Below are 25,657 nucleotides of genomic sequence, written 5' to 3' on the forward strand. Positions count from 1 at the left end.
TATATTCCTTAATAATGGTTCATATAAAAGGTAGTAAGAATAAAATTTTTATAAAAATTGGTTCATAGCAATACGTACTAAACGTTTGAGAACATTGGTAACGCTGAGGCATCTCGACCATCGTAACTGCTGGCAAGCGCGTTAAAGGCTTGACTGATATCGGAGATAGAATGCATATCATGCTCACTGAGCACAAAGCTATCGACACCCGCACGCAACAGGTAGGCAATTTGATCACGACCAAACTTGCCTGCCATGCGAATCTCCCCTTGATAGCCGATTTGACGCAGCGTTTGGGCATAACTAAAGCCGCGACCATCAGTAAAGGCGGGGACATGAATGACGATTAAGTCTTGCTGTAATAAAAACTCAGGCAAGCCAGCCAATACATCGGCATCGCTATCAGATGTCACCCAAACGCCGACTCGGCTGGCATGTTGGCTAACCAGTTCACGTACTTGTTGTAGTAGCCCGCCAGCTATTTTTCCTTCATTATCGAGCAAATCAGCAAACGGCAAAACAATCTCAAGCTTTTCTTGTTTTTGCAGCAGCTCAAGTAATGATATATGGGTTAGGGCAATGCCATCGGGCACCTCATTGGTGCTCAGGGCCAACCATGTGTCGTCTTGACTGATATCGATACCATCGCTGTTTAATACATGATGATTACCCATAGACCTTCTCCTTAAATGGGGCGATACCAACACGATCGACCAAATCACCAAAGCGCTCTACGTCGTTATCGTTACTCACACGCTGCTCTAAATAGACGTCTAATATTTTTTGTAGGGTAACAGCTACGTCATCAGCTGGTACGGCTTTGCCCAATATCTTACCGATTTTTGCATCGTTACTGGAGTTGCCACCAAGGCTGATTTGATACCAATGCTCACCCTTTTTATCGACACCAAGGATACCGATATCACCTGTATGGTGATGCGCACAGGCGTTCATGCAGCCTGACATATTGAGGCGAATCTCACCCAAGTCATAAAGATAGTCGAGATCATCAAACTGTTTTTCGATTTGCTCAGCGATATTATGAGTGGTGGCATTGGCCAGTGAGCAATAGTCCCAACCTGGGCAAACAATCATGTCTGTTAGCGTATTGATGTTGGCGCGGGCCAAGTGTAGATCAGACAGCTGTTGCCACAACTCGTACAAATGATTAGCTTGCACGTCAGCAAATACCAAGTTCTGCTGATAAGTACCGCGCAGCTCTCCAAAACTGTATTTATCAGCAAGATCGGCTAAGGCATCCATTTGTGATTCGCTAACATCACCTGAAGGCACGTAGCGACCATCCACCAAACCTGCTTTTAAGGAAATCACCACAGCACGATAGCCAGCGATTTTATGCGCCACAGTGTTTTGGTTATACCAATTGGCAAAGTCTTTATCTGCATTGAGTTGCTGCTGCAATTCAGACTGCGTTTGTAGTGCATCAAAGGCCACATAATCAGGTTCAGTGAAAAAACTACTGGCAGTCGCAAAATTGGCATCGGTTAAGGTAAGTGGGCCATCTTTGGTATGCGCTTGCCACTCGGCATCGACCAATTTAGCAAAGGCGGGGCCGCCCATGCTTTCAACCAATATCTTGATACGGGCTTTGTACTTATTATCGCGGCGACCGTGCAGATTATAGACGCGTAGAATCGCATCCAAATAGCTGAGCAAATGCTGACGCGGCAAGAATTCGTTAATGACCTTACCAATCACTGGCGTACGCCCCAGTCCGCCACCAACCAACACTTCAAAACCAAGCTCGCCTTCGTCATTGGTTTTTACGTGCAGTCCGACATCATGTACTTGTGTCGCAGCACGGTCATTGGCAGTACCAACGACGGCAATCTTAAACTTACGTGGCAAAAAAGCAAACTCAGGGTGAAACGTTGACCACTGGCGAATAATCTCGCAATAGGGGCGTGGGTCGGCAATTTCTTCTTGGTGAATACCCGCATAAGGATCGGTCGTGGTATTACGAATACAGTTGCCCGACGTCTGAATCGCGTGCATCTGTACGGTGGCCAACTCCGCCAAAATATCTGGCACTTCTTCGAGTTTTGGCCAGTTCAGCTGAATGTTGGTACGAGTGGTAAAGTGCCCGTAACCTTTATCATATTTACGGGTAATTTCTGCCAACTTGCGCAATTGGTAACTGGCAAGTAATCCATAAGGAATAGCAATGCGCAACATTGGCGCATAACGTTGAATATAAAGACCGTTTTGCAGGCGCAGCGGTAAAAACTGTTCTTCTGGCAATTCACCTGCCAAAAACCGTTCGGTTTGGTCGCGAAATTGCGCAACTCGTTCCTCTACCAAGGTTTGGTCAGCGTAATTATATTGATACATGACGTAATCTCAATTTTGTTTTTTGGCTTAAAGGCAGCGACGAAAATGATTTGCGTGTGTAATAGGTTTTATTGCCAATCGCATTATGAATAATTCAGTTTACCATCATATAAGCTTGGCGCTTGAAACATAAATTCCTTTCAGACATATCCATATCCAAACACAGCATAAATTTTCATAACGAAAGTTAGGTAGCCTATGCTTATCGAATGTAATCCATAAATTCAAAAAATTGTTCTGACGCTATTTAATCATTCATTTACCAGTTATTCATCAATTTTTTTCATATCATCCTTTGAGGTTTTAAAATCAATATGACATCTACCACTAATAATCAAGCATCATCAAAACTCGTACCTCCGCACGGTAGCTCAACGCTTAAGCCTCTGTTGTTAAATGGTGAGGCTCGTGATCAAGCATTGACACTTGCCAGCACATTGCCGACCATTACTCTAAGCTCTCGTGAGCGTGGTGATTTGATCATGTTTGGTATTGGCGGTTTTACGCCGTTGAATGGTTTTATGAATCAAGCCGACTGGCAAGGCGTGGTAGATAACATGCGCTTGCAAAGTGGTGACAATGCTGGCTTGTTTTGGCCAATTCCTATTACCTTGTCATCGCCTAAAGCCACTGCCGACAGTTTGACTCAAGGTGACAAAGTGGCCTTGGTCGCACAAGATGGCGAAATCATGGGCATCTTAACGGTAGAAGAGACGTATACGATTGATAAAGCACATGAGTGCCAACAAGTATTTACCACGACCGATCCAGAGCATCCGGGCGTTCAGCAAGTACTGAATCAAGAAGCGGTCAATGTCGCTGGCAGTGTTGAAGTATTGAGTGAAGGCGAGTTCCCAGCGCTATATCCAGAAATCTACAAAACGCCCGCCGAAACGCGCGAGATTTTGGATGCCAAAGGCTGGAAAACGGTCGCGGCCTTTCAAACTCGTAACCCGATGCATCGCTCGCACGAATATTTGGCCAAGATTGCCATCGAGATTTGTGATGGCGTATTGATACATTCATTACTAGGCGCATTAAAGCCGGGCGATATTCCAGCAGAAGTACGCCAAGAAGCGATCAAAACCCTGATTGATAACTACTTTAGAAAAGACACAGTGATTCAAGCGGGTTACCCATTAGATATGCGTTACGCTGGACCACGCGAAGCATTATTGCATGCAGTCTTTCGCCAAAACTATGGCTGTAGCCATTTGATTGTTGGCCGTGACCACGCAGGCGTTGGTGATTATTATGGCGCATTTGACGCGCAGACTATCTTTGAATATGTCGGTAAAGACGATCTGATTACCCAACCATTAAAAATCGGCTGGACATTCTGGTGCAACGCTTGTAACGCAATGGCTTCTGACAAAACTTGCCCACATGATGCCACTGAACATGTCAAAGTGTCAGGGACAAAGCTGCGTAAAGCGCTATCAGAAGATGAAGACGTGCCAGAGAACTTTAGCCGTCCAGAAGTGTTAGAGATACTGCGTGCTTATTATGCTGGTATCGCTCGCGAGGAACGCGCTGAGGTCAAACTAACGGGTGCCTCTGCTGTATAAAAACCTGCCAAATAGCTAAGTATCAAGAACATTGAGCAGTAAAAAAAGGAACTAGGAAAAAGGGATTAGGCTTATCGTCTAATCCCTTTTTTTGTGAAAAATTCAAGAATAAGGACACGCTTCAACATGAGACCAAATACCACACTGACTTATGCCAAGTTAAACACTCGATAAGCGGATTCATCATTAAGACTTTGTCAAACAAACTGCTAGCATGGTTCTCATTATCCATAGAGCCGCACTCAAGGCGTTATCGGTTTTATATTTTTATCGGTATGTTGAAAAAATGGTTCTATTCACTTTATTGAGAACACCTATGCAACCAATGAGCAAAAAAATGACTAACACAGGCGTGCAAACGCGCATTCTTAGTATTAGTAGCCTACTGGCTGTTACTTTGTTTACGATCGGCTGTAGCTCCAACGACACCAATGCAGCAGGCGAGCAGCAAAATATCGAGCTATTAAATGTCTCTTATGATGTGTCACGTGATTTTTATAAAGAATACAACGTACTGTTTAGTGATGACTATCAAAAAGCAAATTCAAACAGTAAAGTAAATATCAATCAATCGCATGGTGGCTCGAGCAAACAGGCGCTATCCGTTGCTAACGGCTTGCAAGCGGATGTGGTGACTTTTAACCAAGAAAGCGATGTAAACCTGCTGGTCGAAAAAGGCTTGGTCGCTGATGACTGGCAACAAGCATTACCAAACAATGCCGTACCCTATACCAGCACCATGGTGCTATTGGTGCGCGATGGCAATCCAAAAAACATCAAAGATTGGTCAGACTTAGCACGCAGTGACATTGATGTGGTCATCCCCAACCCAAAAACCAGTGGTACTGCACGCTATGCCTTCTTAGGCGCTTATGGCTATGGCTTGCACCGTTTTAAAGAAGACAGCAACCAAAACCCTGTCCAAACCAATGCCTTTATCCAAAAACTGCTAGCAAATGTGGTCACTTATGACAATGGGGCGCGGGCCGCGACGACCAGCTTCGCCCAGCGCGGCCTAGGTGATGTGCTGATTACTACCGAAAATGAAGCACATCTGGTCGCCAATCAATTTGCCAAGGGACAAGTTGATATCGTTTATCCAAGCTATTCTATTTTGATTAGCAATCCAGTTGCAGTCGTGACTGCGGTCACTGATAAAGGTGGCAAGACGACGGCAGCCAATGCGTATTTAAAAGGCCTATGGGAGGCACCTGCACAGGAGTTGCTGGCACAGATGTATATGCGTCCTAGTAATGAGCAAATTCTCGCGGCCCACAAAGACACTTTACCTGCCATCACTACTTTTGAGCCAACAACTGTCTTTGGCTCGTGGGATCAGATTATGGAGACATTCTTTGTCGATGGGGGACGTTTTGATCAGCTGGCACGAGTAAAATAGCCGCTGGTTATTCCTTTTTGGCAATAACATACGCATATTCATCATTAAACATAATAAGACGACGCTGTTAGCATACTTGTATTACTCAACAGATACCTTCGAGGGACTCATGACATACGCCACGCGTTATCAACAAAAAAGCAAAACACTTAACGTCTTGAGCATTGCTGGCGTTGCATTGACCTTGGGACTTGCTGGCTGTAGCAACAATGAACAGGCAGAGGCGGGTGCGGATGGTACGGCAACAGGTCAAAATATCGAGCTACTAAACGTTTCTTATGATGTATCCCGTGACTTTTATAAAGACTACAATCCACTATTTGTTGAGCACTACAAAGCTGAAAATCCAGACAGCGAGATTCTCATCAAGCAGTCACATGGTGGCTCCAGTAAACAAGCACTATCGATTGCTAGTGGTCTGCAAGCAGATGTCGCAACCATGAACCAAGGCTCTGACATTGAGCTGCTTGAGAAAAAAGGCTTGGTTGAATCCGATTGGGCAAGCAAATTCCCTGATAATGCCGTGCCATTTACCAGTACTATCGTCTTGTTGGTGCGTAAAGGTAATCCAAAAGGCATCAATGACTGGCAGGATCTGACCAAAGAAGGCGTTGAGATTGTCATGGCCAACCCAAAAGTCACGGGTAATGGTCGTTATGCCTTCTTGGGTGCTTACGGTTATGGTTTAAACGCTTTTAACAATGATGAAGCAGCAGCAAAAAACTATGTCAGAGACATGCTCAAAAACGTCAAAGTTTATGAGAACGGCGGACGTGCCGCCACGACGACGTTTGTACAGCGCGGGATTGGTGATGTTTTAGTGACTTTTGAAAACGAAGCCAATTTGGCAGTCAATGATTTTGGTGCCGGTAAAGTAGATATCGTTTATCCAAAATATTCTATCAAGTCAGAAAGCCCAGTGGCAGTTGTGAAATCAGTGACTGACAAAAAAGGCACAACCGAGGCCGCAACAGCCTATCTTGATTACTTATGGAGCGAGCCTGCTCAGCAGTTGGCGGCCGATTTATACTTACGTCCTAGCGTCAAAAGTGTGCTTGATAAAAACAGTGACAAATTGCCACCACTTGATACTTTCAGCCCAAATGATGCCTTTGGTACATGGGATGAAATCATGAGTACTTATTTCAGTGATGGCGGGGTATTCGATCAGCTGGCCATTAATGCGCCGCAATAATCATTATTAAAGCGCAGTAACCGCACTAATAAACGCCCAGCAGTTAGTATAGGCATTAAGTCATAAAAAAACCCATAAAGGACATGGCGTTCTACGCTATGTCCTTTATGACATAATTATTTGTAAACCAGTCCTTTATAAAATAGACGGACCAATCATAACTTTGATACAACATGGTCTTACGATAAGTACCATCAGATAGGCAATAGGACATCACTATGAGTGCAACATCTTCTTCTGCCAGCAAACCCCTTGCTAAAAAAGGGTGGCTGACACGTTTGCGTCAACGCAATGTGTTGCCGGGGTTCGGTCTGAGCATGGGCATTACTGTCTTTAGTTTATCGTTATTGGTGGTATTACCGTTTGCCATGATGGCTTATACCACCACACAAATGGGCTGGACGGGGTTTTGGGAAACCATTACTCAACCGCAGGTCACTGCTGCTATCAAGCTGAGCTTATGGATGTCATTTTTAGCCATGCTCACCAATATGGTATTCGGTACGCTGGTGGCATGGGTGTTGGTTCGTTATGAATTTTGGGGTAAATCACTAATCAATGCGCTGGTTGATCTGCCATTTGCTTTGCCAACGGCAGTCACTGGTATCTCGCTTGCCACTCTTTATGCCCCAAACGGCCTCATAGGACAATGGTTCGCCAAATTTGATATTCAGGTCGCTTTTACGCCAATAGGTATTTGGTTGGCCTTGGTTGTGGTGAGTTTTCCTTTTATTGTTCGTGCTGTCCAGCCTGTTTTAGCGGAGCTGTCGGTTGAGTTTGAAGAAGCCTCAGCGGTACTGGGCGCCAATCGCTTAACGACGTTTCGCAAGGTTATCCTACCAGAGCTGCTACCCGCTTTGTTGATGGGTGCGGGGATGATGTTTGCACGTGCCACGGGCGAGTATGGTTCGGTGATTTTTATTGCAGGCAATATTCCGATGCAGTCTGAGATTTTACCACTGATTATCATCAGTAAGCTTGAGCAGTTCGACGTTCAAGGCGCTTCTGCGGTTGCATTATTTATGCTAATGATCTCATTTGTCATTTTATTGACCATCAATATCGTACAGTGGAAGCTGTCGCGCCGTGTAGGAGCTCGCTAATATGCAAATCTCCAATAGCTACGACTACCAAAGCAATCCAGCAACCAAAGATACGCCATGGATACGCCGCACTTTTATCGTTATCGCTGTGCTATTTATGGTTATCATGTTGGTCGTCCCATTGCTGGCCGTGTTTTACGAAGCATTCAAAGGTGGCTGGCAGTTGTATATCGCATCGCTGGTTGATCCTGAAGCGCTACAAGCGATCAGACTTACCTTAATTACAGCGGCCATTGTCTTGCCCATCAACATGGTAATGGGTGTTGCGATTGCATGGCTCGTGACGCGTTATCAGTTCAAAGGCAAACAGCTGGTCACCACGTTGCTTGATTTACCCTTTTCGGTGTCGCCCGTTGTGGCAGGTTTGATGTTTGTATTGTTATTCGGCCTCAACTCCACGGTTGGTGGCTGGCTTGAGAGCATGGGTTTTCAAGTGATTTACGCGGTTCCAGGTATTATTTTGGCAACCCTATTTGTCACTTTCCCATTTGTGGCACGTGAGCTGATACCGCTGATGCAGACTCAAGGCGACTCTGAGGAGCAAGCCGCATTGACTTTGGGCGCTACTGGTTGGCAGACTTTTTGGCATGTGACGTTGCCAAATATCAAATGGGCGCTGCTTTACGGTTTGATTTTGACCAATGCACGAGCGATGGGTGAGTTTGGCGCGGTGAGTGTGGTGTCAGGTCACATTCGCGGGGAGACCAATACCATGCCATTATTGGTTGAGATTGCTTATAACGATTATAACTTTACGGCCGCTTTTGCCCTATCGAGCTTACTGGCGGCACTGGCACTGGTGACACTCCTTATTCAGCAAGTCATGACCAAGCTACAAGAGCGTAAGTTTGCCAAGTCTGAGCGGCTGGCAAGTGCGCCTGAGCTGCCAGTGAGCGCCAACGCGACTGTTCCAAAAAGTCAAGATAAGTCTTAAACGATACTTTTTAAATGCGTAGTATTAGATAAGCCATAGAAAACCGAATATTTTATAAATGAGTCGTTGCTGGGACAACCACCACGACACGTCAAAAGATATAATAAGAGAACCCATTATGAGCATCGAGATTCGCAACGTTAATAAAAAATTTGGTCAATTCACCGCCTTGGACGATATCAATATCACCGTACCAACTGGCAAATTGACTACGTTACTGGGGCCATCAGGCTGCGGTAAAACCACGTTGCTGCGTATTATCGCGGGTTTAGAATATGCCGACTCTGGGCAAATATTATTCGATGAGCTGGATGTAACCGATACGCCTGTACAAAAACGCCATATTGGCTTTATGTTTCAGCACTACGCCCTGTTTCGTCATAAAAATATCGCGGACAATGTCGCGTTTGGCTTGACCTTATTGCCAAAAAACGAGCGTCCAAGCAAGGCTGATATCAATAAACGCGTCGCTGAGCTACTAGATTTAGTACAGTTACCACACATTGCCAATGCTTATCCGCATCAGTTATCGGGTGGTCAGCGTCAGCGCATTGCGTTGGCCCGAGCCTTAGCGGTGAAGCCAAAATTATTGTTACTCGATGAGCCATTTGGGGCATTGGATGCCAAAGTGCGTAAAGAGCTACGTACTTGGCTAAAAAACATTCATCATGAGCTGGGCATCACCAGTATTATGGTGACGCATGATCAAGAAGAAGCCCGTGCGGTCTCTGATGAGATTGTTGTCATGAACCAAGGACGAGTAGAGCAGGTAGGGACGTCAGAGGAGCTGATACACCAGCCCGCCAATGCGTTTATCAGTGACTTCTTAGATTTGGTATAAACAGGTTTGAGGCAACAGTCCTATCAGCAACCATATCCTCCAAAATAAAAGAAGACCTATTACTCATAGGTCTTTTTTATGCGTTCAAGCATGTCTAAGCACATCTTAATACCAATATTATTTAGGCAGGAGGATTTAGGCAGGCTTTGGCATATTGATATCTTTGGTGAGTATTTGCTCATAAGTGATATCTAAAATGTCTCGGCACCATTCTGGCAGGTCATCAGCAACTTCGTACCACATCCACGTGCCATCACGAACACAGTGTAAAACACCCAGTTTCTTTAAATGATTCAAATGACGCGATATTGTTGGTTGGGGTTGATCGAGTATTTCCACCAGCTCACCCACACAGCGCGCTTCTTTTTTGAATAGAATTTGAAATATTTTTAAGCGTGTCGGATCGGATAAAACTTTAAATAACTCGATAGGTTGTATCGTAAAATTATTATCAGACATAGAGCAATTCCAATAGGGCTTCATTAATAGGCGTTCAATATACCAGCAGTAATAAACAAAATCGATTAAAAAATGAGCTAATTTACAGTTCGTCGTTAATCTACTACCTTTGATATAATCCGGTTACATGAATGCTTGTATTTACTTACATTAATTAAGTACGTGTAATATAACAATATTTTATGCAAAATTAATCAGCAAATACTATTGCAAACGATAATAGTTATCGTTATTATACACAAAGCAATTAACATGATGTTGCGTCATAAGGCAAAGCAAGCAGTTCATCTAAGATTTGCCTTAGCGACACTTTATATACATAAGCAGTAAAAAATAGCGGTATTCAGAGGAGCAGTCCATGTACGTATGTATCTGTAACGACGTAAAAGAAAAGCAAATCAAAGCCGCCATTGCTGCAGGCATTGATACCCTTGACGGTCTAAAAAATACTCTCGACGTTGCGACTTGCTGTGGCTGCTGTGAACCCATGGTCAATGATTATTTAGATGAGCATCACGCCAACTTAGATGTCTTGGCCTATGCCGTTTAGCATAACTGGTTAAGGCACTCTCTATCTTTAATGACTCAAATAATTACGCATCTATCTGCATATAACTGCTTTATAAAATCGCTGACGGCCATGCGAGCTAATTATGATTCTCAATTAGCATCTTATTCTTAGTTCATAATATTACAAGCTCTACAGAACCCATATGTTACTATATCTTTGTAACGTTATAGGACGTTTTGTTGATTCTGATTTTTACGGATCAGTTCACCAATAATGCTTTTATTATATAAATTATTGTGAATATACTTGGGTATGTCCTCAATCTGAACAAGAATGAGAACACGCCCTAATATCCGTAAAATATAAATAGGGGAGTATGGGTTATGATAGGTAGCCAAAAAGTCATTGATTATTTGAATTTCTTGTTAGGTGGTGAGCTTGCGGCTCGTGACCAGTATTTTATTCACTCAGAAATGTATGCTGAGTGGCATTATGGCAAGTTGTATGAGCGTATTCATCATGAGATGGCAGATGAGACCTTGCACGCTCAAGCGATTATCCGCCGTATTCTCATGCTGAGTGGCACGCCAAAAATGACTGTCGATTCCATTAATATTGGCAGCACTGTTCCTGAAATGCTGCAACTTGATTTGGATTTAGAGTATCAAGTACAGCAGCATCTAAAAGACGGTATTGCGCTTTGTGAAGCAGAACGCGATTACGTCACACGTGAGATGCTGGTTGAACAGCTCAAAGACACCGAAGAAGATCACGCACATTGGCTCGAACAACAGTTACGCCTTATCAACATGATAGGTTTGCCCAATTATTTACAAAGTCAAATGGCTGAAGTCACTCCCAATCTTGTTTAATATCCTTGTAGATATTAAGATCGACGACAATATTTATTTTGAATAGCAAACAGAAAAGGAGAGAGACAATGAAAGGAAATAAAGAGGTCATTCGCGCTTTAAATAAAGTGCTTGGACAGTCACTAATTGCCATTAATCAGTATTTTTTACATGCGCGTATTGCCCGTCATTGGGGATTAGAAGCGCTTAATGACTCGTTGTACAAACAGTCTATCGCCGAGATGAAGTGGTCAGATGAGCTGATTGCGCGTATCTTGTTATTGGGTGGTCTGCCGAACCTACAAGAATTGGGTAAAGTGCTGGTAGGTGAAGATGTACCAGAAATGATTGACTGTAATTTGCGATTAGAAAAGCAAAAATTTGCCATTATTACGGATGCTATCACCTTATGTGAGACGCAGGCTGACTATGTCTCTCGTCAACTACTGGTTACTTTAAAAGATGGCAATGAAGAGTATCAAGATTGGTTAGAGACGCAGGAAGACTTGATTGAAAGCATTGGAGTAGAACGATATATCCAATCGAAAATCAATGACGACGATACGCCCTAAATCATTTCTGCGTACGGAATGAGCAGCTCAGCCGTTCAAACTTGCCAGCGTGTGTTTGATAAATATCAATTACCCGCTGGCTTTTTTGTGTCTAATATAAACCACGACCATCTTCAGGCTTTAGGCGCAAAAAGTACAATCCTGACAGAATGGTTAAAACTCCCATTATCCAATAAGTGATATGGAATGCCGTTAAGGTGTCCATTTCAAACTGCTCACGTAAGATATTGAGCACCGCTGCACCAAAAGCGATACCAAAGCTAATAGCCAGCTGTTGATTGACTGCCATCAAGCTGTTGCCGCTACTGGTCTGCGCGCCTTCTAAATCACCGATAGTAATGGTGTTCATTGCACTAAACTGCATGGAGTTACAGGCGCCCATCACCGTCAGAATAGGTATAAACCAAAGCCATTGTGAGGCATCATTGAACTGCGTCAAGACAAGGATAAGCGATCCCATAAATAAGGTATTGTAGACCAGAACTTTGCGGTAGCTAAAGCGTTGAATGATTTTACTGACAAATGGCTTAACCCCAATGGCGCCCACCGCAATGGGCGCAAGTAGCCAGCCAGCTTGCGAAGGTGAATACTCAAATACCACTTGTAATAATAGCGGCAATAAAAATGGCACGGCACTGATACCGAGGCGCGTGAATAGATTGCCAGTAATACCAACACGAAAGGTGCGAATATCAAACAAACTCAGGGGAAATAACGGCATAGCTCGCCGCTTGGCATGCCAGACGTAAGCACCAATCAATATACTCGCGCCCAAACCCATTAATAACCCATAAAATCCACGACCTGTCTGCGACCCAAATTCAACGGCCATAGTAAATCCACAAGCCGCTGCTGCAAACAATAAAAACCCCGTCCAATCGAGACGTTTGGTATCCTCAAATAAAGCGGGTACCATTTTTTTACCCAAGATAAAGCCGACCAACCCCATTGGTATATTAATCAAAAAAATCCAATGCCAGCTGGTGTATTGTACGATGTAACCACCCAAAACAGGCCCTACCAAAGGCGCTACCAATGCGGGAATCACCGCAAAGTTCATTACCGTTAAAAGCTTATTGCGTGGATAAGACTTGACCAATATTAAACGGGCAACGGGGGTCATCATGGCACCGCCAATACCTTGAATGATGCGCGAACCAATCAAAAAATCTAACGTAGGGGAGGCGGCGCATAGTAGCGAGCCAATACAGAAGATGATGATTGCTGATAAAAACACTCGACGAGTGCCATATTTATCGGCTAAAAACCCACTAATAGGAATAAAAATAGCCAAGGTCAACGCATAACTGATCACGGCCCATTGCATCTTTAGGGGCGACTCACCCAGCGCTTGTGCCATTTGCGGTAATGACGTATTTAAAATGGTGGCATCTAGGATCTGCATGAATAGCGCTACCGCTAGGACATAGGGCAGGTATTTTTCTTGTGTTGGGGTTAGCGTTACCATCTCAATCTCATTAGATATGGCATCGTAAATAAAATAAATAGTACATTTACGATCCAATCGTTATATAAGCGGACTAGTATAAGAAAGACTGAATCATAATAAAAGTGACGCAAGGTAACAACTCTGGAACAATGTTATAAAACCACAAGCAAATAGACAATCACACTGATTACAAGAGAGGACTTTAATGTAGGGGTTGGTTCTCGCTATAGTGGACTTTCGCTAACGGCTTAAGAAAAAAACATAGGTAAATAACGTTAGCAGAAGTATTAATAACACCAAAAACACCAACTGAGGATATGTTATGAGTCAGGACAATACTAAATCTAGCAACCATGCCGATGGCCAAAATGATAAATATGTACCACCAAAGGTTTGGGTACAGGATAAAGACAACGGCGGTAAGTTTGCCAGCATCAATCGTCCGACAGCTGGCGCGCGCCATGATAAAACGCTACCAGTAGGCGAAGCTCCGCTACAGCTCTATTCACTAAACACGCCAAATGGCGTCAAGGTCAATATGCTGCTAGAAGAATTGGCAGAGCTTGGTCTCAAAGGCGCTGAATATGACGCTTACAAAATCGATATCTCGGCAGGCGATCAGTTTGGTTCGGGGTTTGTGGCTATCAATCCCAACTCAAAGATTCCAGCGTTGGTCGATCATTCTAATAAAGAAGGGGGCGAGCCTATTGCTGTCTTTGAATCCGGTGCAATCTTGATGTATTTAGCAGAAAAATTTGGCAAATTCATTCCTTTAGAGGCTGGCAAAGCTCGGGCCGACTGTCTGTCTTGGGTCATGTGGCAAATGGGCAGCGCGCCCTTTTTAGGCGGCGGTTTTGGACATTTTTACGCGTATGCACCTGAACCACTTGAGTATCCAATCAACCGCTATACGATGGAAACCAAACGACAGCTTGACGTACTTGATACCCATCTCAAAAATAGTGAGTATATGTGTGGCGATAAGGAAGAAGATTATAATATTGCCGACATGATTATTTGGGCATGGTATGGACAACTGGTACTTGGCAAGCTCTACGATGCCGCAGAGTTTCTACAAGTAGATGACTATGAACATGTAAAACGTTGGGCGCAGAAAATTGCCGAACGTCCTGCCATTAAACGTGCTGTAGACTTGCCGTTACAACCAATGGTTTAATTTTTCAATGGATAACAGGCATTTATAGTAGCAATAAGGCTGATAAGCGATTCGTTTATCAGCTTTTTTATTGACTTTATTGTTTGTATATACTCATATATGATTATACCTAATAGCAACATACTTTGATTTTTTACATAAAAATACATTAGTATAACAGATAGAAACATTGGTACGTTAAGATAGCGGTGCACTACTCCTAATGGACTGGTGTTTATACTTCTTCTATTGATGAGTAACGATTATGAAGAATGATAGTAGTAAGCTGATGACCCTGCCTTTACAGGAAAGCACTGGCGATCTCATTTTTTCTCACCCTAACGTTAGTACCAATCAGGAGCGGCAATGTAGATACGTTTTTAGTTACTCAAAATCGTATTACATCACGTATTCGAACATCAATATTAAAAAAATAAAAAAGACGCTATTATTAATGATAAAAAATAAAATACTACTCCCTATATCCATATGTGCGGTTATAAGCACCGCTTTCTTTAGCACAGCAAGTATGGCAAGCACGGGGATTGAATTTACCAGTCAAGACTGGCAGGTCGTCTGTGACAATACTCGTACTTGCCGGCTAGCTGGCTACCAAGCAGAAAACAATAGCGAATTTCCTATATCGGTATTGCTGGTACGTCGCGCTGGCGTAAACGCTGTTGTCGATGGCAAAGTAAAGCTTGGCGGTGCCAAAGAAAGTTCATCCAAGGCTTTAATGCAACTGGGCAATCGTCACCGTATCTCTTTGTTTATTAACGATAGAAATTATGGCGAGATCAAACCTTTTTCAGCCGCAGCGGGGAGTGCTGATTTGACCGCTACGCAAGTAAGCGCTCTATTAGAAGCTCTGACTAAATCCAGCAAGATCGAACTGGTACTGCGTAACTCGCGCTGGCAGCTTTCTGACAAAGGCGCGAGTGCCGTTATGCTCAAGGCCGACGATGCTCAAGGCCGAGTAGGAACATCAAGCGCCTTTATTCATAATGATGCCGCGACCAAGCCTAATAGTAGAGTACTGTCGCCTAAATCTATGCCAACCCTGCGCTTTGTAGCGCCTAACCCGAAAGCCGTTTCCAATACCAACAAGAAGTTTGCTATGCGAGCTTCGCAATTAGTCACACTAATGAAAGGTACGATAAAAGAGGTCGATATTGACTGCCCAAATCTGTCAGATAAATCGCCATGGCGTGTCAGCCGCCTAAATAGCTCGCAGCTGCTAGTACAGCATGATTGTTGGACAGGCGCTTACAACACAGGCATAGGTATGTGGGTCATTAATGATAGCAAGCCTTATAAGCCGAAGCTGGTCACAACTGATGCTACTGGCTACGATAAAGGTAAAATAACCTCAGTTCTCAAAGGGCGCGGTATTGGTGACTGTTTAAGTAAGGTCGATTGGGTATGGACTGGTAGCGGCTTTGAAAAAAGTCACGAAAGCACCACTGGACTGTGTCGACTGATTGAAGCAGGCGGGGCATGGCAGCTACCCACTTATGTCACTGACGTTAAAATAATGTCATAGCGGCTAACGCAATCAACGAATTACTTGTTGCATGACTGATTTAAGCGGGTCATGATTGATAATATCGAACGAATTTCTACAATAATTTAAAAAATAGGTACAGATAATTTTTTAATGTGTTATACTGCGTCGCCACGTTAGCTTATGCTTTCGTGAATTATGAGATTGATAACATCGCCTGCGATTTTGGGTCTAGGATGACCATAAGTAATTGTTGCCGATGATTTTGTGTACTTAAATAACGCCTTATAAATATATCAGTTATTTTTGACTCATATCTTATCTGTTAGTCTATAAATTTGGACTAAATTGGTTGTTGTTTGCGGTTATTTGCTTTGGACAAAGCATCAATAATGCGCTTATATCGATCAAGGATGAGACACTCGGCACTACCACCAAAATACGTCAGACAGCACGAACGCATTTATTGTAGAGGCTCTAAGCTTAATTGGCTTGGCTTCTGATTATCGACACTTTTATGTGGTCCGATAGTTCTTTAATAAAGGCAGCGTGGTGAACGGTTATCAGTGGTATGCATCAAGCTTGCTGAATTTACAGCAGCTTATACTTACCAAGGATTCTTATGACTGACATCTTATCTGCAATCGCCGCTGAAAACGGCATCATCGAAAGCACCAATACACCAAACGCTACTGCAAACACTGACACTCAAGCGGCTGCTACTGACGCCACTGAAGAAAATAATAAAGTCACCTTTACCGATCTTGGTATTGCTAAGCCAATTCTTACTGCGCTTGATCGCAGTGGCTATACCAATCCAACACCTATTCAAGAACAAGCCATTCCTTTTGCTCTAGCCGGTCGTGACCTTTTATTGTCAGCGCAAACGGGTAGTGGTAAAACGGCGGCATTCGTCATCCCAGTACTTGATCGCTTAAGCCGTGCTACTAGCTTTGACAAACTAACCAAAGCCCTTATCCTAACGCCAACGCGTGAGCTTGCTCAGCAAGTACATGACAGTGTCCGTACTTACTCTAAAGACATGCGCGGTCTATTCTGCGTGCCATTAGTGGGCGGCGCACCATACAATGGTCAGATCACTGCTTTGAAAAAAGGCGTTCAAGTGATTGTTGCGACTCCTGGTCGCCTACTTGACCATATCAATGCGGGCCGTGTTGACCTATCAAACCTAGAAGTATTGGTACTTGATGAAGCTGACCGTATGCTTGACATGGGTTTTGCTGATGATATCAGTGACATCCTACGTGCCGCGCCTACTGATCGTCAAACGATTATGTGTTCAGCGACTTGGGATGGCCCAGTAGGTAAAATCGCTGCCAGCTTCACTAAGAACCCTGAGCGTGTATCAATCAAAGTAGAATCTGCACACATCGAAGAAAAAGTGTATTACTGTGATGACTTTGATCACAAAAACAGATTGCTTGACAAAATCGTTTGCCAGCAAGATATGGAACAGATAATTATCTTTGCTGCTACTAAACGTAGCACTGAAAAACTGGCCAAGCAGCTACAAGAAGCCGGTCATAAAGCCAGCTTCCTACATGGTGATTTGCCACAAAGCAAGCGTAACCGTATCGTTCAAGACTTGCGTAATGGCAAAGTTAAAATCCTAGTAGCAACGGATGTTGCCGCTCGTGGTTTAGACATACCAGCCATCTCGCACGTCATTAACTATGACTTACCGCGTCAAACAGAAGATTACGTCCATCGTATCGGTCGTTGTGGTCGTGCTGGTCGTACTGGTATCGCTATCAGCTTATGTAGCATGGATGATCGTCCACAGCTAAACGCTATCAACCGTTATTTAGATCGCAAAATGGAAGTATGTATCATCGAAGGCATGGAGCCTAAGAAGACTTATGTACCTAGCGAAAACAAAGGTAATGGTCGTGGCCGTGGTCGTGGTCGCTCAAGTGGCGGCGGTAATGGTCAAGGCCGTGGTCGCTCAAGCGGTGGCTATCAAGGTAATCCCGCTAATGCTCGTGGTCGTTCAAGCGACAGCGCACCTACTGGTCAACGCGCCAGCAATGACAGCGGTTATCAAGGTAAGCCACGTGACGCGTCAGGCAAACCAAATGAGCGTTCAGGTGGCAAGCCGTATCAAGGCAAGCGTACTGGCGGCCCAAGCCGTGGCGATAGCACTGGCGTTCCACGTGGTGAGCGTGCAGCAACTGGTCGTGGTCGTCCAAGTGGCAGCCAAGGTCGTCCAGCAGGTCGTTCTGACAGCCGTGGTCAAGGTCGTCCGAACGGCGGCAACCGTGGTAACAACTCGTAATAACACTATTGTTAATGGTTGATCGAAGCTTTTGATCTAACTATATAACCTAGTACAAAAAAAGCCAGATACTTGTTATCTGGCTTTTTTGCGTTTGCTTGCTTTGCATCTATGGCTGTCTTGAGTGGCGAGTACAAGATAGTGGCTTGCGCGTCTTTTTCGCCTTGTCTATACTGATTCACTTTTGCCAGTTGTATCTCTCGGAGCGCCTTGATGCCTGTTACCTCACATTTAGCCATTGATAGCCTGCCGTTAGCGTTTGGCATTATTATGGCCATCATCGGTTTGGTTTTTTATACCCAAGGGTTGCCCAGTAAATTCTGGCAACGATTTTATGCGGTATTGCCCGGTATTGTACTATGCTGCTTTATACCAGCCACACTAAATAGTTTAGGGGTTTTTGCTGACGGTATCGGCTCACAAATTTATGGCTTTACTGCGACTTATCTATTGCCAGCCAGTTTGCTATTGATGACCTTGTCGATGGATGTGCCCAAAATACTTGGCTTAGGTTGGAAAGCGATTGCCATGTTCTTCGCTGCCAGTATCGCCATTATCATCAGTGGCCCCATTAGTTTAGGAATAGCTAAGTGGGTGTCGCCTTCGATGTTTACCGATGATACGTTATGGCGCGGGTTTTCGGCCGTGGCGGGGAGTTGGATTGGCGGCGCGGCCAACCAAGCGGCAATGAAGGAGCTGTTTGGGGTCAGCGATGATTTGTTTGGCATGATGATTTTGGTGGATACCACCAACGCCTCACTGTGGTTACTAGCGATTTTGGTGATGGCAAAACACAGTGACAAAATAGACCGTTTCCTAAAGGCAGATACCAGTAGCATCGATAAAGTTGTTAAAGCGGTCGAGAGTTATGAGCGTGACCATGCTCGTCCTGCCACCTTAAATGATTTGATGGTGATGTTTGGTTTGTGCTTTGCCATGGTCGGGGTGGCGCACTTTTTGGGCGAGCAAATTGCAGAATTTTTTGCGCCGTATAAATGGGCGGTACAATACAGCTTTGCTAGTGCGTTTTTTTGGATGGTGGTCATTATTACCTTAATCGGTGTTGGATTCTCATTTACCAAAGTCCGCAGGCTCGATCATGCGGGCGCGTCTAAAATCGGTACAGTGTTTATCTTTGTATTGATTGCGGCAATCGGTATGCAGATCAATTTGGCTGGCATTGTCTCGCAGTGGCGACTATTGCTTATTGGCTTTTTATGGATGAGTATCCATGTCATCATCATTTTTGCTGTCGCTAGACTCATCCGCGCGCCATTTTTCTTTTTGGCGGTTGGTTCCAATGCTAATACGGGCGGCGCATCATCAGCCCCAATTGTCGCGACGGCATTTCATCCGTCGCTTGCGCCAGTAGGCGTATTTTTGGGAATTTTGGGTTATGCGGTGGGCACGTTTGGCGGTTATATCAGTACCCACCTGATGCGGTTGGTGGTGTCTTGATGCATTAGAGTATCGTTAAAATAGATTGATGCTCTAAAGGGGTTCTTTTTATTCGGCAATGCACTAAGTTAAGTCAAATCGATGTCACAAAATAGTGCAATGCTTAGCGAAAACGGCGTTTTTGGAATGGTATAAAACTTGCCACGTGATAGATGTACTTATAATCTATTTAACTATTAAGGGTATGTTTTATGTTTAAAAATACAGTTCTTTCCTTGTTTGTTCTTAGCGCACTTGGTACTTCGGCATCTTATGCAGACAGTTTTATTATGCTCAAGCAAATGTCTAACAAACCTGTTCGGTTAACAGAAGGTGACTATAAAGGAAACTATTACGTACCATCAACTTTGAATACCATCACGTGGGGTTATTTACCCAATAAAGATGCCAAGCCAGTGCTATCTGTGGCATCTGGTAGCACTGTCACATTTGATACGGTGTCCCATGAGGGATTACTTGAAGATCAGGGACGTGACGCTGAAAAGTTTTTTACTTCAAAAGGAGTCAACGCAGCATTTATTTTGGATGAAGCAAAAGCGATCACCAATTCCACATTGAGCCACGATTTTGATAAAGATGGGCCTCATATCGTGACGGGTCCTATTGAAATAAAGGGAGCGAAACCTGGTGACGTATTAAAAGTAGAGGTATTAAAAGTAGAGCCGCGTGTGCCTTATGGTGTGATTTCTAATCGTCATGGTAAGGGCGCTTTACCTGGAGAGTTTCCTAAAAAGACACCCCAAGCAGGTGCCTCCGCTGATAATCCTGAACGCTATGGCAATGTTTCAGTATTCACACCCATAGAAAAAAATGCCTCAGGTGATTATGAAGGTGTTTTAGAGGCTGATTCTGGTTCGTCTATCCGTTTTCCACTTAGCCCGTTTATGGGATTAATGGGTGTTGCGGCTAACACCTCAGAAAAAGTACATTCAGTACCTCCTTCGTTTTATGGTGGTAATATAGACATTAATGAATTGGGCGCTGGTTCCACTGTCTACTATCCAGTGCAAGTAGACGGTGCTTTGTTTTATACAGGCGACAGTCATTTTGCACAAGGTGACGGCGAGGTGGCACTGACAGCGCTAGAAGCGTCTGCCCGTGCGACGTTTAAATTCACATTGTTAAAAGCGGGGAAGGACCCTGTACCGGGTAAAAAAATTGAGCAACCTTTGGCAGAGAACGCTGAGTTTTGGATCACACCGGGCTTAGATGCAGATCTAGATGAAGCAATGAAGAAGTCTACTCGTGAAGCCATTCGTTTCTTGAATCAGGAGTATGGCATCGATGAATCAATAGCTTATGCTTATTTAAGCGCTGCAACCGATTTTGAGGTGTCGCAAGTAGTTGATAAAACCAAAGGGGTACATGCAAAAATTCGTAAGTCAGATTTTAAGGAATTCGAAAAAACCACTAACTAAGTACCAAGCTAGTATTTTATAAACCCACTCAAAATCTAGTATTTGGTCTTTAAGAGGGTTTTATTCAACTTTTTTTATCTATATTGTAATTAGTCTTCATGACTGAATGATTGATCATTTGTGTGAATATATAGCATATGCATTAAATATACTTGGTAGTTATATCAGGATGCAGTTGGTGTTATTGATCGTATCCCAAGATATAAACCACTATTGGCTTAATATTGTCTTATCGCCGAACTAAGCCCGCTTTACTGCGGGTTTTTTGTTGTCAAAATGCCCATCATTTAAGTTATCGTTTTGTCTCTCTGTACTACTAATACGTAAGCCTAGCCTTAGCCTTTGATGAGTACGTGTTACCCTTGAAACAGTGATTTAAAAGGACTCATAACTTTATGGCTAATACAAATAATAAAAACACTCCGAATAAGCGTAAAAGCTATCTTAACAATAACAACAATATTCAGGTTAGGGGCGCGCGTGTTCATAACCTAAAGAACATTGATGTTGATTTACCGCGCAATGCGTTAGTGGTCTTCACAGGTATATCAGGTTCAGGCAAATCCTCATTGGCATTTGGGACGTTGTTTGCCGAATCTCAACGCCGCTATCTTGATTCCGTGTCTCCTTATGCAAGACGCCTGATCGATCAAGTCGATGAGCCAGACGTCGATGCAATAGAAGGGTTGCCACCAGCTGTCGCTCTGCAACAGCAGCGTGGTACACCCTCGGTACGCTCATCCGTGGGCAGTGTGACTACCATCTCCAATGGTTTACGTATGCTGTACTCACGAGCAGGCGCATATCCAGCAGGACAAGAAATGCTGTATGCTGATGCGTTTTCGCCCAATACGCCAGATGGCGCTTGTCCGAGGTGTTCGGGCATTGGCCGCGTGTTTGAGGTGACAGAAGAGCTACTGGTTCCAGATAACACCAAGACCATTCGTGAACGGGCGATCGCCGCATGGCCGCCTGCGTGGCAAGGTCAAAATCTTAGCCGTATATTAACCACGCTAGGACATAATATTGATGAGCCTTGGCACACACTACCAAAAAAAAACCGTGACTGGATCTTGTTCACTGATGAAACACCCACGGTGCCGGTCTATCCTGAATACAATATTGAGCAAACGCGCGAGGCGATTGAGACAGGCGAAAAGCCGAACTACATGGGCACTTTTACCAGTGCCAAGAATTTCATTTTGCATTCTTTTGCCACTACCCAAAGCCCGCGTACCAAAAAACGCGTCTCGCAGTTTATGCAAATATCTGAGTGTCCAGAGTGTCATGGCAAGAAGCTAAAAAAAGAATCGCTGTCCGTTAAATTTGCAGGATTGGATATTGGCGAGCTGTCACAGCTGACCCTCACGGAGCTGGCACTCAAACTTGAGAAGACCGCTCATACAAAGCTAGCCGATGACATACCAAACCGTGAAAAAGCCATCGTTGCCCAGCGTATTGCCAGTGATATTCTCTCCCGTGTGGACGCGATGACTAGGCTCGGACTTGGCTACTTATCGCTAGAACGCACAACACCAACGTTGTCGCCAGGTGAGCTACAGCGTCTGCGACTAGCGACGCAAATTCGCTCGCAACTTTTTGGCGTGGTTTATGTGCTTGATGAGCCATCGGCAGGTTTACATCCTGCCGACACTCAAGCATTACTAGGTGCCTTGGATGAGTTAATCACGGCTGGTAACTCCGTGTTTGTGGTTGAGCATGACGTTAGCGTAATTAGGCACGCAGATTGGGTGGTTGATGTCGGGCCAAAGGCTGGCACACATGGCGGACAGATTGTCTATAGCGGGCCTATCGAGGGGCTGCGTGAGATTGCGCAGTCGCATACTGGTCAATACCTCTTTGCCGATACGACTAACGATCAGTCAAAATCTAGCATAAGACAGCCAAGCGCATGGCTCAAGCTTGCAAATATTGAACGCAATAATATAAAAGGTCTAGACGTGGCGTTTCCGCTTGGGGTGATGACCAGTGTCACTGGCGTCTCAGGCTCAGGAAAATCGAGTCTTGTCAGCCAAGCATTGGTAGAGCTTATCAATGAGGCATTGGGTCAAAAAATGGTCGCGGAGTCACCTGTAGGTGAGGCGGATCTGCTTGAACAAGAGCTTGAATCCGTAACGAGCGGTGAAATCATTGCTGGTATGGAATACGTACGCCGCCTTATTAATATCAATCAAAAAGCAATCGGACGGACGCCGCGATCCAATCTGGCAACGTATACAGGATTATTTGATGAGGTGCGTAAACGGTTTGCGGCAACCAAACAAGCAAAAGCTCATGGTTTTGATGCGGGTCGCTTTTCATTCAATACGCCAAAGGGACGTTGCCCAAATTGCGAAGGCTTGGGGTTTGTCAGTGTCGAGCTGTTGTTTTTGCCGAGCGTCTATGCGCCTTGTCAGGTTTGTCATGGTCAGCGCTATGATGAGGAAACCTTGGCCATTACTTATCGAGACAAAAATATTGCCGAAGTGCTGGATTTGACGGTCGAAGCAGCTCATGCGTTCTTTATTGATGAAGCGCCTATTTTACGCGCCTTAGAGGCTTTGCTACAAGTGGGGCTTGGTTATTTACGCCTAGGTCAGCCAGCTACCGAGCTGTCAGGCGGTGAAGCTCAGCGTATCAAGCTGGCAACTGAGCTGCAACGGATACAACGCGGCGACACGCTATACATATTGGATGAACCAACCACGGGTCTACATCCTGCCGATGTAACCATGCTCATGGCACAATTAAATGGTCTGGTCGATGCTGGCAACACCGTCATTATGGTTGAGCACGATATGCAAGTGGCCAGTAACAGCGATTGGATTATCGATATTGGGCCAGGAGCAGGGGATGCGGGCGGCTTGATTGTCGCACAAGGCACGCCCGATATTGTCGCCCAATCAAAAGAGAGTCGTACCGCACCATTTTTATTGGCGTCACGACCGTTTTCAGATTAGGACACAACCAAAGCCTTATGTAGCACGAGGCTGTTATTCCCAGTAGTCGTCAGGGCTCTTAGGTAATTCAACCAAAGTACGACGTAATGCCTCTGACCACTGATGACGAATGGTATTAAAGTACGCATCATGCTCATCGATACGGCGGCCTTTGGGCAGGGTTAGACTATCATTGTTATAAAGCACAAAATCTATCGGCATGCCTACTGATAAGTTTGAGTGAATCGTTGAGTCAAAGGATAGCATTAACGCCCGCGCTGCGTGTTTCACATCCGTGTCATAGCTGACAGAACGATCCAAAATAGGCTTGCCGTATTTGCTCTCACCTAATTGAAAGAACGGTGTATCTTCAGTGGCTTTGATACAGTTGCCTTCAGGATAGATTCTATATAGCTCAGGTGGCTGGCCTTTAATTTGACCGCCGAGCATAAATGAGCTAGTAAATGCGCCATCGACACTAGCATTAGCGACTTTTTTTGCATGGTTCATTTTTTCGCGCATACATTCACCAACCATCTGCGCGGCATCAAATAACGTCGTGACAGTATTGAGATTACTCTCAAGGCGCTGATCAATGTCGTTTTGTAGTTTGTTGAATACCGCTTGCGATGTCGCTAAGCTACCAGCTGTCTGTAGCACCATAAACCGCTCGCCTTCAATGCCATATTGATACAGTTTCCTGAATGTCGATATATGGTCAACGCCCGCATTGGTACGGGTGTCGCTAGCAAAGACCATACCGTCTTTTAGGCGAATAGCAGCACAATAAGTCATAAAAACCCTTTAATGCATAAACGTAATAAAATTAGTGAATGTTATGATAGTCTTGTGACCAGTACTTGACTGTAAAGATTTTCGTAACCGCCGCCCATTCTGACACCGCGCACAGGAGCGGTATCTAAGTAGTCTCGACCAACAGCGACGTAGACATGCGAGTTTGGTTGAAACAGCTGATTTGAGATATCAAAAGTATACCAGTAACCATCCAACCATACCTCTGCCCATGCATGACTCGCCATGTGATTTTCGGTGTCGTCATACAGATAGCCCGATACATAACGGGCTGGGATTTGTTGATCTCGTAAGAGACTCAAAAACACATGCGTATGGTCTTGACACACGCCTGCGCTTGTCGCAAAAGATTCTGCAGCAGTCGTACCGACATGAGTCACATTTTTTATAAAAGGCATTTTCATGATGAGAGCATTGGCCAATGCTTTTAGGCTGTCATGGGTCGGGGTTTTTAGATAAGGCGCAGCAAATTCGCGCATCTCTTCTGAACACTTGGTCAGAGGTGTTTGTACTGTAAACAATAGGTAGGGGACATGAGGCGTATCCTCTACACGGGTGGTCTCCGTATCGATCTCGACGATACCTGACGCTTGCATTTGTAGATTGTTATGAGCCTCGTTACGACTGAGAGTGAGCCAGTCATTGCCAAAACCGTCTTTTTGATTGGTGGCCACTTTGGGGAGCATCACCTCCCATTTATGAATGATTTGGTGCGGCATCTGCATGGGCGTCATGCGTATGTACTGGACGCTACGTTGTGCAAGCTCGCCATAATAATAGTTGGTTTGATGGCTGATTTGAAGTTTCATAATATCTTCCTATTTTTCTGTTTATTTCA

General features: G+C 44.5%; 21 protein-coding genes. 15 read left to right on the forward strand and 6 right to left on the reverse strand.

The window, feature by feature from the left end:
* Window positions 1–77: 77 nt before the first annotated feature.
* Together M917_RS13045 and M917_RS13050 are read right to left on the reverse strand one after the other, a co-directional pair.
* A complete protein-coding gene (locus tag M917_RS13045; RefSeq protein WP_021815347.1) occupies window positions 78–674 on the reverse strand; it encodes a DUF934 domain-containing protein in 597 nt (198 codons plus the stop codon).
* On the reverse strand, window positions 667–2,352 hold the full coding sequence (locus M917_RS13050) for a nitrite/sulfite reductase (protein WP_021815348.1): 1,686 nt from the start codon (window positions 2,350–2,352) through the stop codon (window positions 667–669). Before M917_RS13050 ends, M917_RS13045 begins: the two co-directional genes overlap by 8 nt.
* Before the next feature lie 314 nt (window positions 2,353–2,666).
* Between M917_RS13050 and sat the strand changes: the two genes are divergently transcribed.
* From sat to M917_RS13080, 6 genes are all read left to right on the forward strand, one after another.
* A complete protein-coding gene (gene sat, locus M917_RS13055; RefSeq protein WP_021815349.1) occupies window positions 2,667–3,920 on the forward strand; it encodes a sulfate adenylyltransferase in 1,254 nt (417 codons plus the stop codon).
* A gap of 337 nt (window positions 3,921–4,257) precedes the next feature.
* Window positions 4,258–5,319, forward strand: coding sequence for a sulfate ABC transporter substrate-binding protein (locus M917_RS13060; protein WP_084606284.1), 1,062 nt, complete (start codon window positions 4,258–4,260; stop codon window positions 5,317–5,319).
* Window positions 5,320–5,428: 109 nt separating this feature from the next.
* The gene (locus M917_RS13065; RefSeq protein WP_021815351.1) at window positions 5,429–6,514 is read left to right on the forward strand and encodes a sulfate ABC transporter substrate-binding protein; all 1,086 of its coding nucleotides are present in this window, start codon (window positions 5,429–5,431) and stop codon (window positions 6,512–6,514) included.
* Between the two features lie 218 nt (window positions 6,515–6,732).
* Window positions 6,733–7,617 (forward strand): sulfate ABC transporter permease subunit CysT, encoded by an 885-nt coding sequence (gene cysT, locus M917_RS13070; RefSeq protein ID WP_021815352.1) that lies wholly within the window; start codon window positions 6,733–6,735, stop codon window positions 7,615–7,617.
* A gap of 1 nt (window position 7,618) precedes the next feature.
* Entirely contained in the window at window positions 7,619–8,551 is a 933-nt protein-coding gene (cysW, locus tag M917_RS13075; protein WP_021815353.1) for a sulfate ABC transporter permease subunit CysW, read from the forward strand.
* A gap of 118 nt (window positions 8,552–8,669) precedes the next feature.
* Window positions 8,670–9,392, forward strand: a complete 723-nt coding sequence (locus M917_RS13080; RefSeq protein WP_021815354.1) for a sulfate/molybdate ABC transporter ATP-binding protein — start codon at window positions 8,670–8,672, stop codon at window positions 9,390–9,392.
* 135 nt (window positions 9,393–9,527) lie between these two features.
* On the opposite strand, the gene M917_RS13085 is transcribed toward M917_RS13080, so the two are convergent.
* On the reverse strand, window positions 9,528–9,851 hold the full coding sequence (locus M917_RS13085; RefSeq protein WP_021815355.1) for an ArsR/SmtB family transcription factor: 324 nt from the start codon (window positions 9,849–9,851) through the stop codon (window positions 9,528–9,530).
* A 358-nt stretch (window positions 9,852–10,209) separates the two neighbouring features.
* Between M917_RS13085 and M917_RS13090 the strand changes: the two genes are divergently transcribed.
* From M917_RS13090 to bfr (M917_RS13100), 3 genes are all read left to right on the forward strand, one after another.
* Window positions 10,210–10,401 carry a (2Fe-2S)-binding protein gene (locus M917_RS13090; protein WP_021815356.1) on the forward strand — a complete coding sequence of 64 codons (192 nt, stop codon included), beginning with the start codon at window positions 10,210–10,212 and terminating at the stop codon, window positions 10,399–10,401.
* Window positions 10,402–10,745: 344 nt separating this feature from the next.
* The gene (bfr, locus tag M917_RS13095; RefSeq protein ID WP_021815357.1) at window positions 10,746–11,234 is read left to right on the forward strand and encodes a bacterioferritin; all 489 of its coding nucleotides are present in this window, start codon (window positions 10,746–10,748) and stop codon (window positions 11,232–11,234) included.
* A 68-nt stretch (window positions 11,235–11,302) separates the two neighbouring features.
* Window positions 11,303–11,785 (forward strand): bacterioferritin, encoded by a 483-nt coding sequence (gene bfr / locus M917_RS13100; protein WP_021815358.1) that lies wholly within the window; start codon window positions 11,303–11,305, stop codon window positions 11,783–11,785.
* 91 nt (window positions 11,786–11,876) lie between these two features.
* Here the strand turns inward: bfr (M917_RS13100) and M917_RS13105 are convergent, their stop codons facing one another.
* The gene (locus M917_RS13105; RefSeq protein WP_021815359.1) at window positions 11,877–13,253 is read right to left on the reverse strand and encodes a DHA2 family efflux MFS transporter permease subunit; all 1,377 of its coding nucleotides are present in this window, start codon (window positions 13,251–13,253) and stop codon (window positions 11,877–11,879) included.
* Window positions 13,254–13,557: 304 nt separating this feature from the next.
* On the opposite strand from M917_RS13105, the gene yghU reads away from it, so the two are divergent.
* The 6 genes from yghU to M917_RS13135 all read left to right on the forward strand — a co-directional run bounded on the left by yghU (window position 13,558) and on the right by M917_RS13135 (window position 24,027).
* Window positions 13,558–14,412 carry a glutathione-dependent disulfide-bond oxidoreductase gene (gene yghU, locus M917_RS13110; RefSeq protein WP_021815360.1) on the forward strand — a complete coding sequence of 285 codons (855 nt, stop codon included), beginning with the start codon at window positions 13,558–13,560 and terminating at the stop codon, window positions 14,410–14,412.
* A gap of 508 nt (window positions 14,413–14,920) precedes the next feature.
* A complete protein-coding gene (locus M917_RS13115; protein WP_227500837.1) occupies window positions 14,921–15,934 on the forward strand; it encodes a DUF1176 domain-containing protein in 1,014 nt (337 codons plus the stop codon).
* A gap of 583 nt (window positions 15,935–16,517) precedes the next feature.
* A complete protein-coding gene (locus M917_RS13120; RefSeq protein WP_021815363.1) occupies window positions 16,518–18,191 on the forward strand; it encodes a DEAD/DEAH box helicase in 1,674 nt (557 codons plus the stop codon).
* A gap of 213 nt (window positions 18,192–18,404) precedes the next feature.
* Entirely contained in the window at window positions 18,405–19,649 is a 1,245-nt protein-coding gene (locus M917_RS13125; protein WP_021815365.1) for a DUF819 family protein, read from the forward strand.
* Window positions 19,650–19,840: 191 nt separating this feature from the next.
* Window positions 19,841–21,067: an acetamidase/formamidase family protein gene (locus M917_RS13130; RefSeq protein WP_021815366.1), complete on the forward strand. Its 1,227-nt coding sequence runs from the start codon at window positions 19,841–19,843 to the stop codon at window positions 21,065–21,067.
* A 395-nt stretch (window positions 21,068–21,462) separates the two neighbouring features.
* The gene (locus tag M917_RS13135) at window positions 21,463–24,027 is read left to right on the forward strand and encodes an excinuclease ABC subunit UvrA (RefSeq protein ID WP_021815367.1); all 2,565 of its coding nucleotides are present in this window, start codon (window positions 21,463–21,465) and stop codon (window positions 24,025–24,027) included.
* Window positions 24,028–24,060: 33 nt separating this feature from the next.
* Here M917_RS13135 and M917_RS13140 read toward each other — a convergent pair whose 3' ends face one another.
* Window positions 24,061–24,801, reverse strand: a complete 741-nt coding sequence (locus M917_RS13140) for a hypothetical protein (RefSeq protein WP_021815368.1) — start codon at window positions 24,799–24,801, stop codon at window positions 24,061–24,063.
* A gap of 41 nt (window positions 24,802–24,842) precedes the next feature.
* On the reverse strand, window positions 24,843–25,628 hold the full coding sequence (locus M917_RS13145; RefSeq protein WP_021815369.1) for a transglutaminase family protein: 786 nt from the start codon (window positions 25,626–25,628) through the stop codon (window positions 24,843–24,845).
* Window positions 25,629–25,657: the final 29 nt, after the last annotated feature.

Source organism: Psychrobacter aquaticus CMS 56 (genome assembly GCF_000471625.1).
GTDB lineage: Bacteria > Pseudomonadota > Gammaproteobacteria > Pseudomonadales > Moraxellaceae > Psychrobacter > Psychrobacter aquaticus.

Bases quoted from the DNA above. Each gene is read 5' to 3' on its own strand.
- M917_RS13140 (WP_021815368.1), bottom strand. From the start codon at position 24,801: ATGACTTATTGTGCTGCTATTCGCCTAAAAGACGGTATGGTCTTTGCT.
- bfr (WP_021815358.1), top strand. From the start codon at position 11,303: ATGAAAGGAAATAAAGAGGTCATTCGCGCTTTAAATAAAGTGCTTGGA.
- M917_RS13135 (WP_021815367.1), top strand. From the start codon at position 21,463: ATGGCTAATACAAATAATAAAAACACTCCGAATAAGCGTAAAAGCTAT.
- cysW (WP_021815353.1), top strand. From the start codon at position 7,619: ATGCAAATCTCCAATAGCTACGACTACCAAAGCAATCCAGCAACCAAA.
- cysT (WP_021815352.1), top strand. From the start codon at position 6,733: ATGAGTGCAACATCTTCTTCTGCCAGCAAACCCCTTGCTAAAAAAGGG.
- M917_RS13145 (WP_021815369.1), bottom strand. From the start codon at position 25,628: ATGAAACTTCAAATCAGCCATCAAACCAACTATTATTATGGCGAGCTT.
- M917_RS13060 (WP_084606284.1), top strand. From the start codon at position 4,258: ATGACTAACACAGGCGTGCAAACGCGCATTCTTAGTATTAGTAGCCTA.
- M917_RS13115 (WP_227500837.1), top strand. From the start codon at position 14,921: ATGGCAAGCACGGGGATTGAATTTACCAGTCAAGACTGGCAGGTCGTC.
- M917_RS13090 (WP_021815356.1), top strand. From the start codon at position 10,210: ATGTACGTATGTATCTGTAACGACGTAAAAGAAAAGCAAATCAAAGCC.
- yghU (WP_021815360.1), top strand. From the start codon at position 13,558: ATGAGTCAGGACAATACTAAATCTAGCAACCATGCCGATGGCCAAAAT.
- M917_RS13130 (WP_021815366.1), top strand. From the start codon at position 19,841: ATGTTTAAAAATACAGTTCTTTCCTTGTTTGTTCTTAGCGCACTTGGT.
- M917_RS13080 (WP_021815354.1), top strand. From the start codon at position 8,670: ATGAGCATCGAGATTCGCAACGTTAATAAAAAATTTGGTCAATTCACC.
- M917_RS13105 (WP_021815359.1), bottom strand. From the start codon at position 13,253: ATGGTAACGCTAACCCCAACACAAGAAAAATACCTGCCCTATGTCCTA.
- sat (WP_021815349.1), top strand. From the start codon at position 2,667: ATGACATCTACCACTAATAATCAAGCATCATCAAAACTCGTACCTCCG.
- M917_RS13045 (WP_021815347.1), bottom strand. From the start codon at position 674: ATGGGTAATCATCATGTATTAAACAGCGATGGTATCGATATCAGTCAA.
- M917_RS13125 (WP_021815365.1), top strand. From the start codon at position 18,405: ATGCCTGTTACCTCACATTTAGCCATTGATAGCCTGCCGTTAGCGTTT.
- M917_RS13050 (WP_021815348.1), bottom strand. From the start codon at position 2,352: ATGTATCAATATAATTACGCTGACCAAACCTTGGTAGAGGAACGAGTT.
- M917_RS13085 (WP_021815355.1), bottom strand. From the start codon at position 9,851: ATGTCTGATAATAATTTTACGATACAACCTATCGAGTTATTTAAAGTT.
- bfr (WP_021815357.1), top strand. From the start codon at position 10,746: ATGATAGGTAGCCAAAAAGTCATTGATTATTTGAATTTCTTGTTAGGT.
- M917_RS13065 (WP_021815351.1), top strand. From the start codon at position 5,429: ATGACATACGCCACGCGTTATCAACAAAAAAGCAAAACACTTAACGTC.
- M917_RS13120 (WP_021815363.1), top strand. From the start codon at position 16,518: ATGACTGACATCTTATCTGCAATCGCCGCTGAAAACGGCATCATCGAA.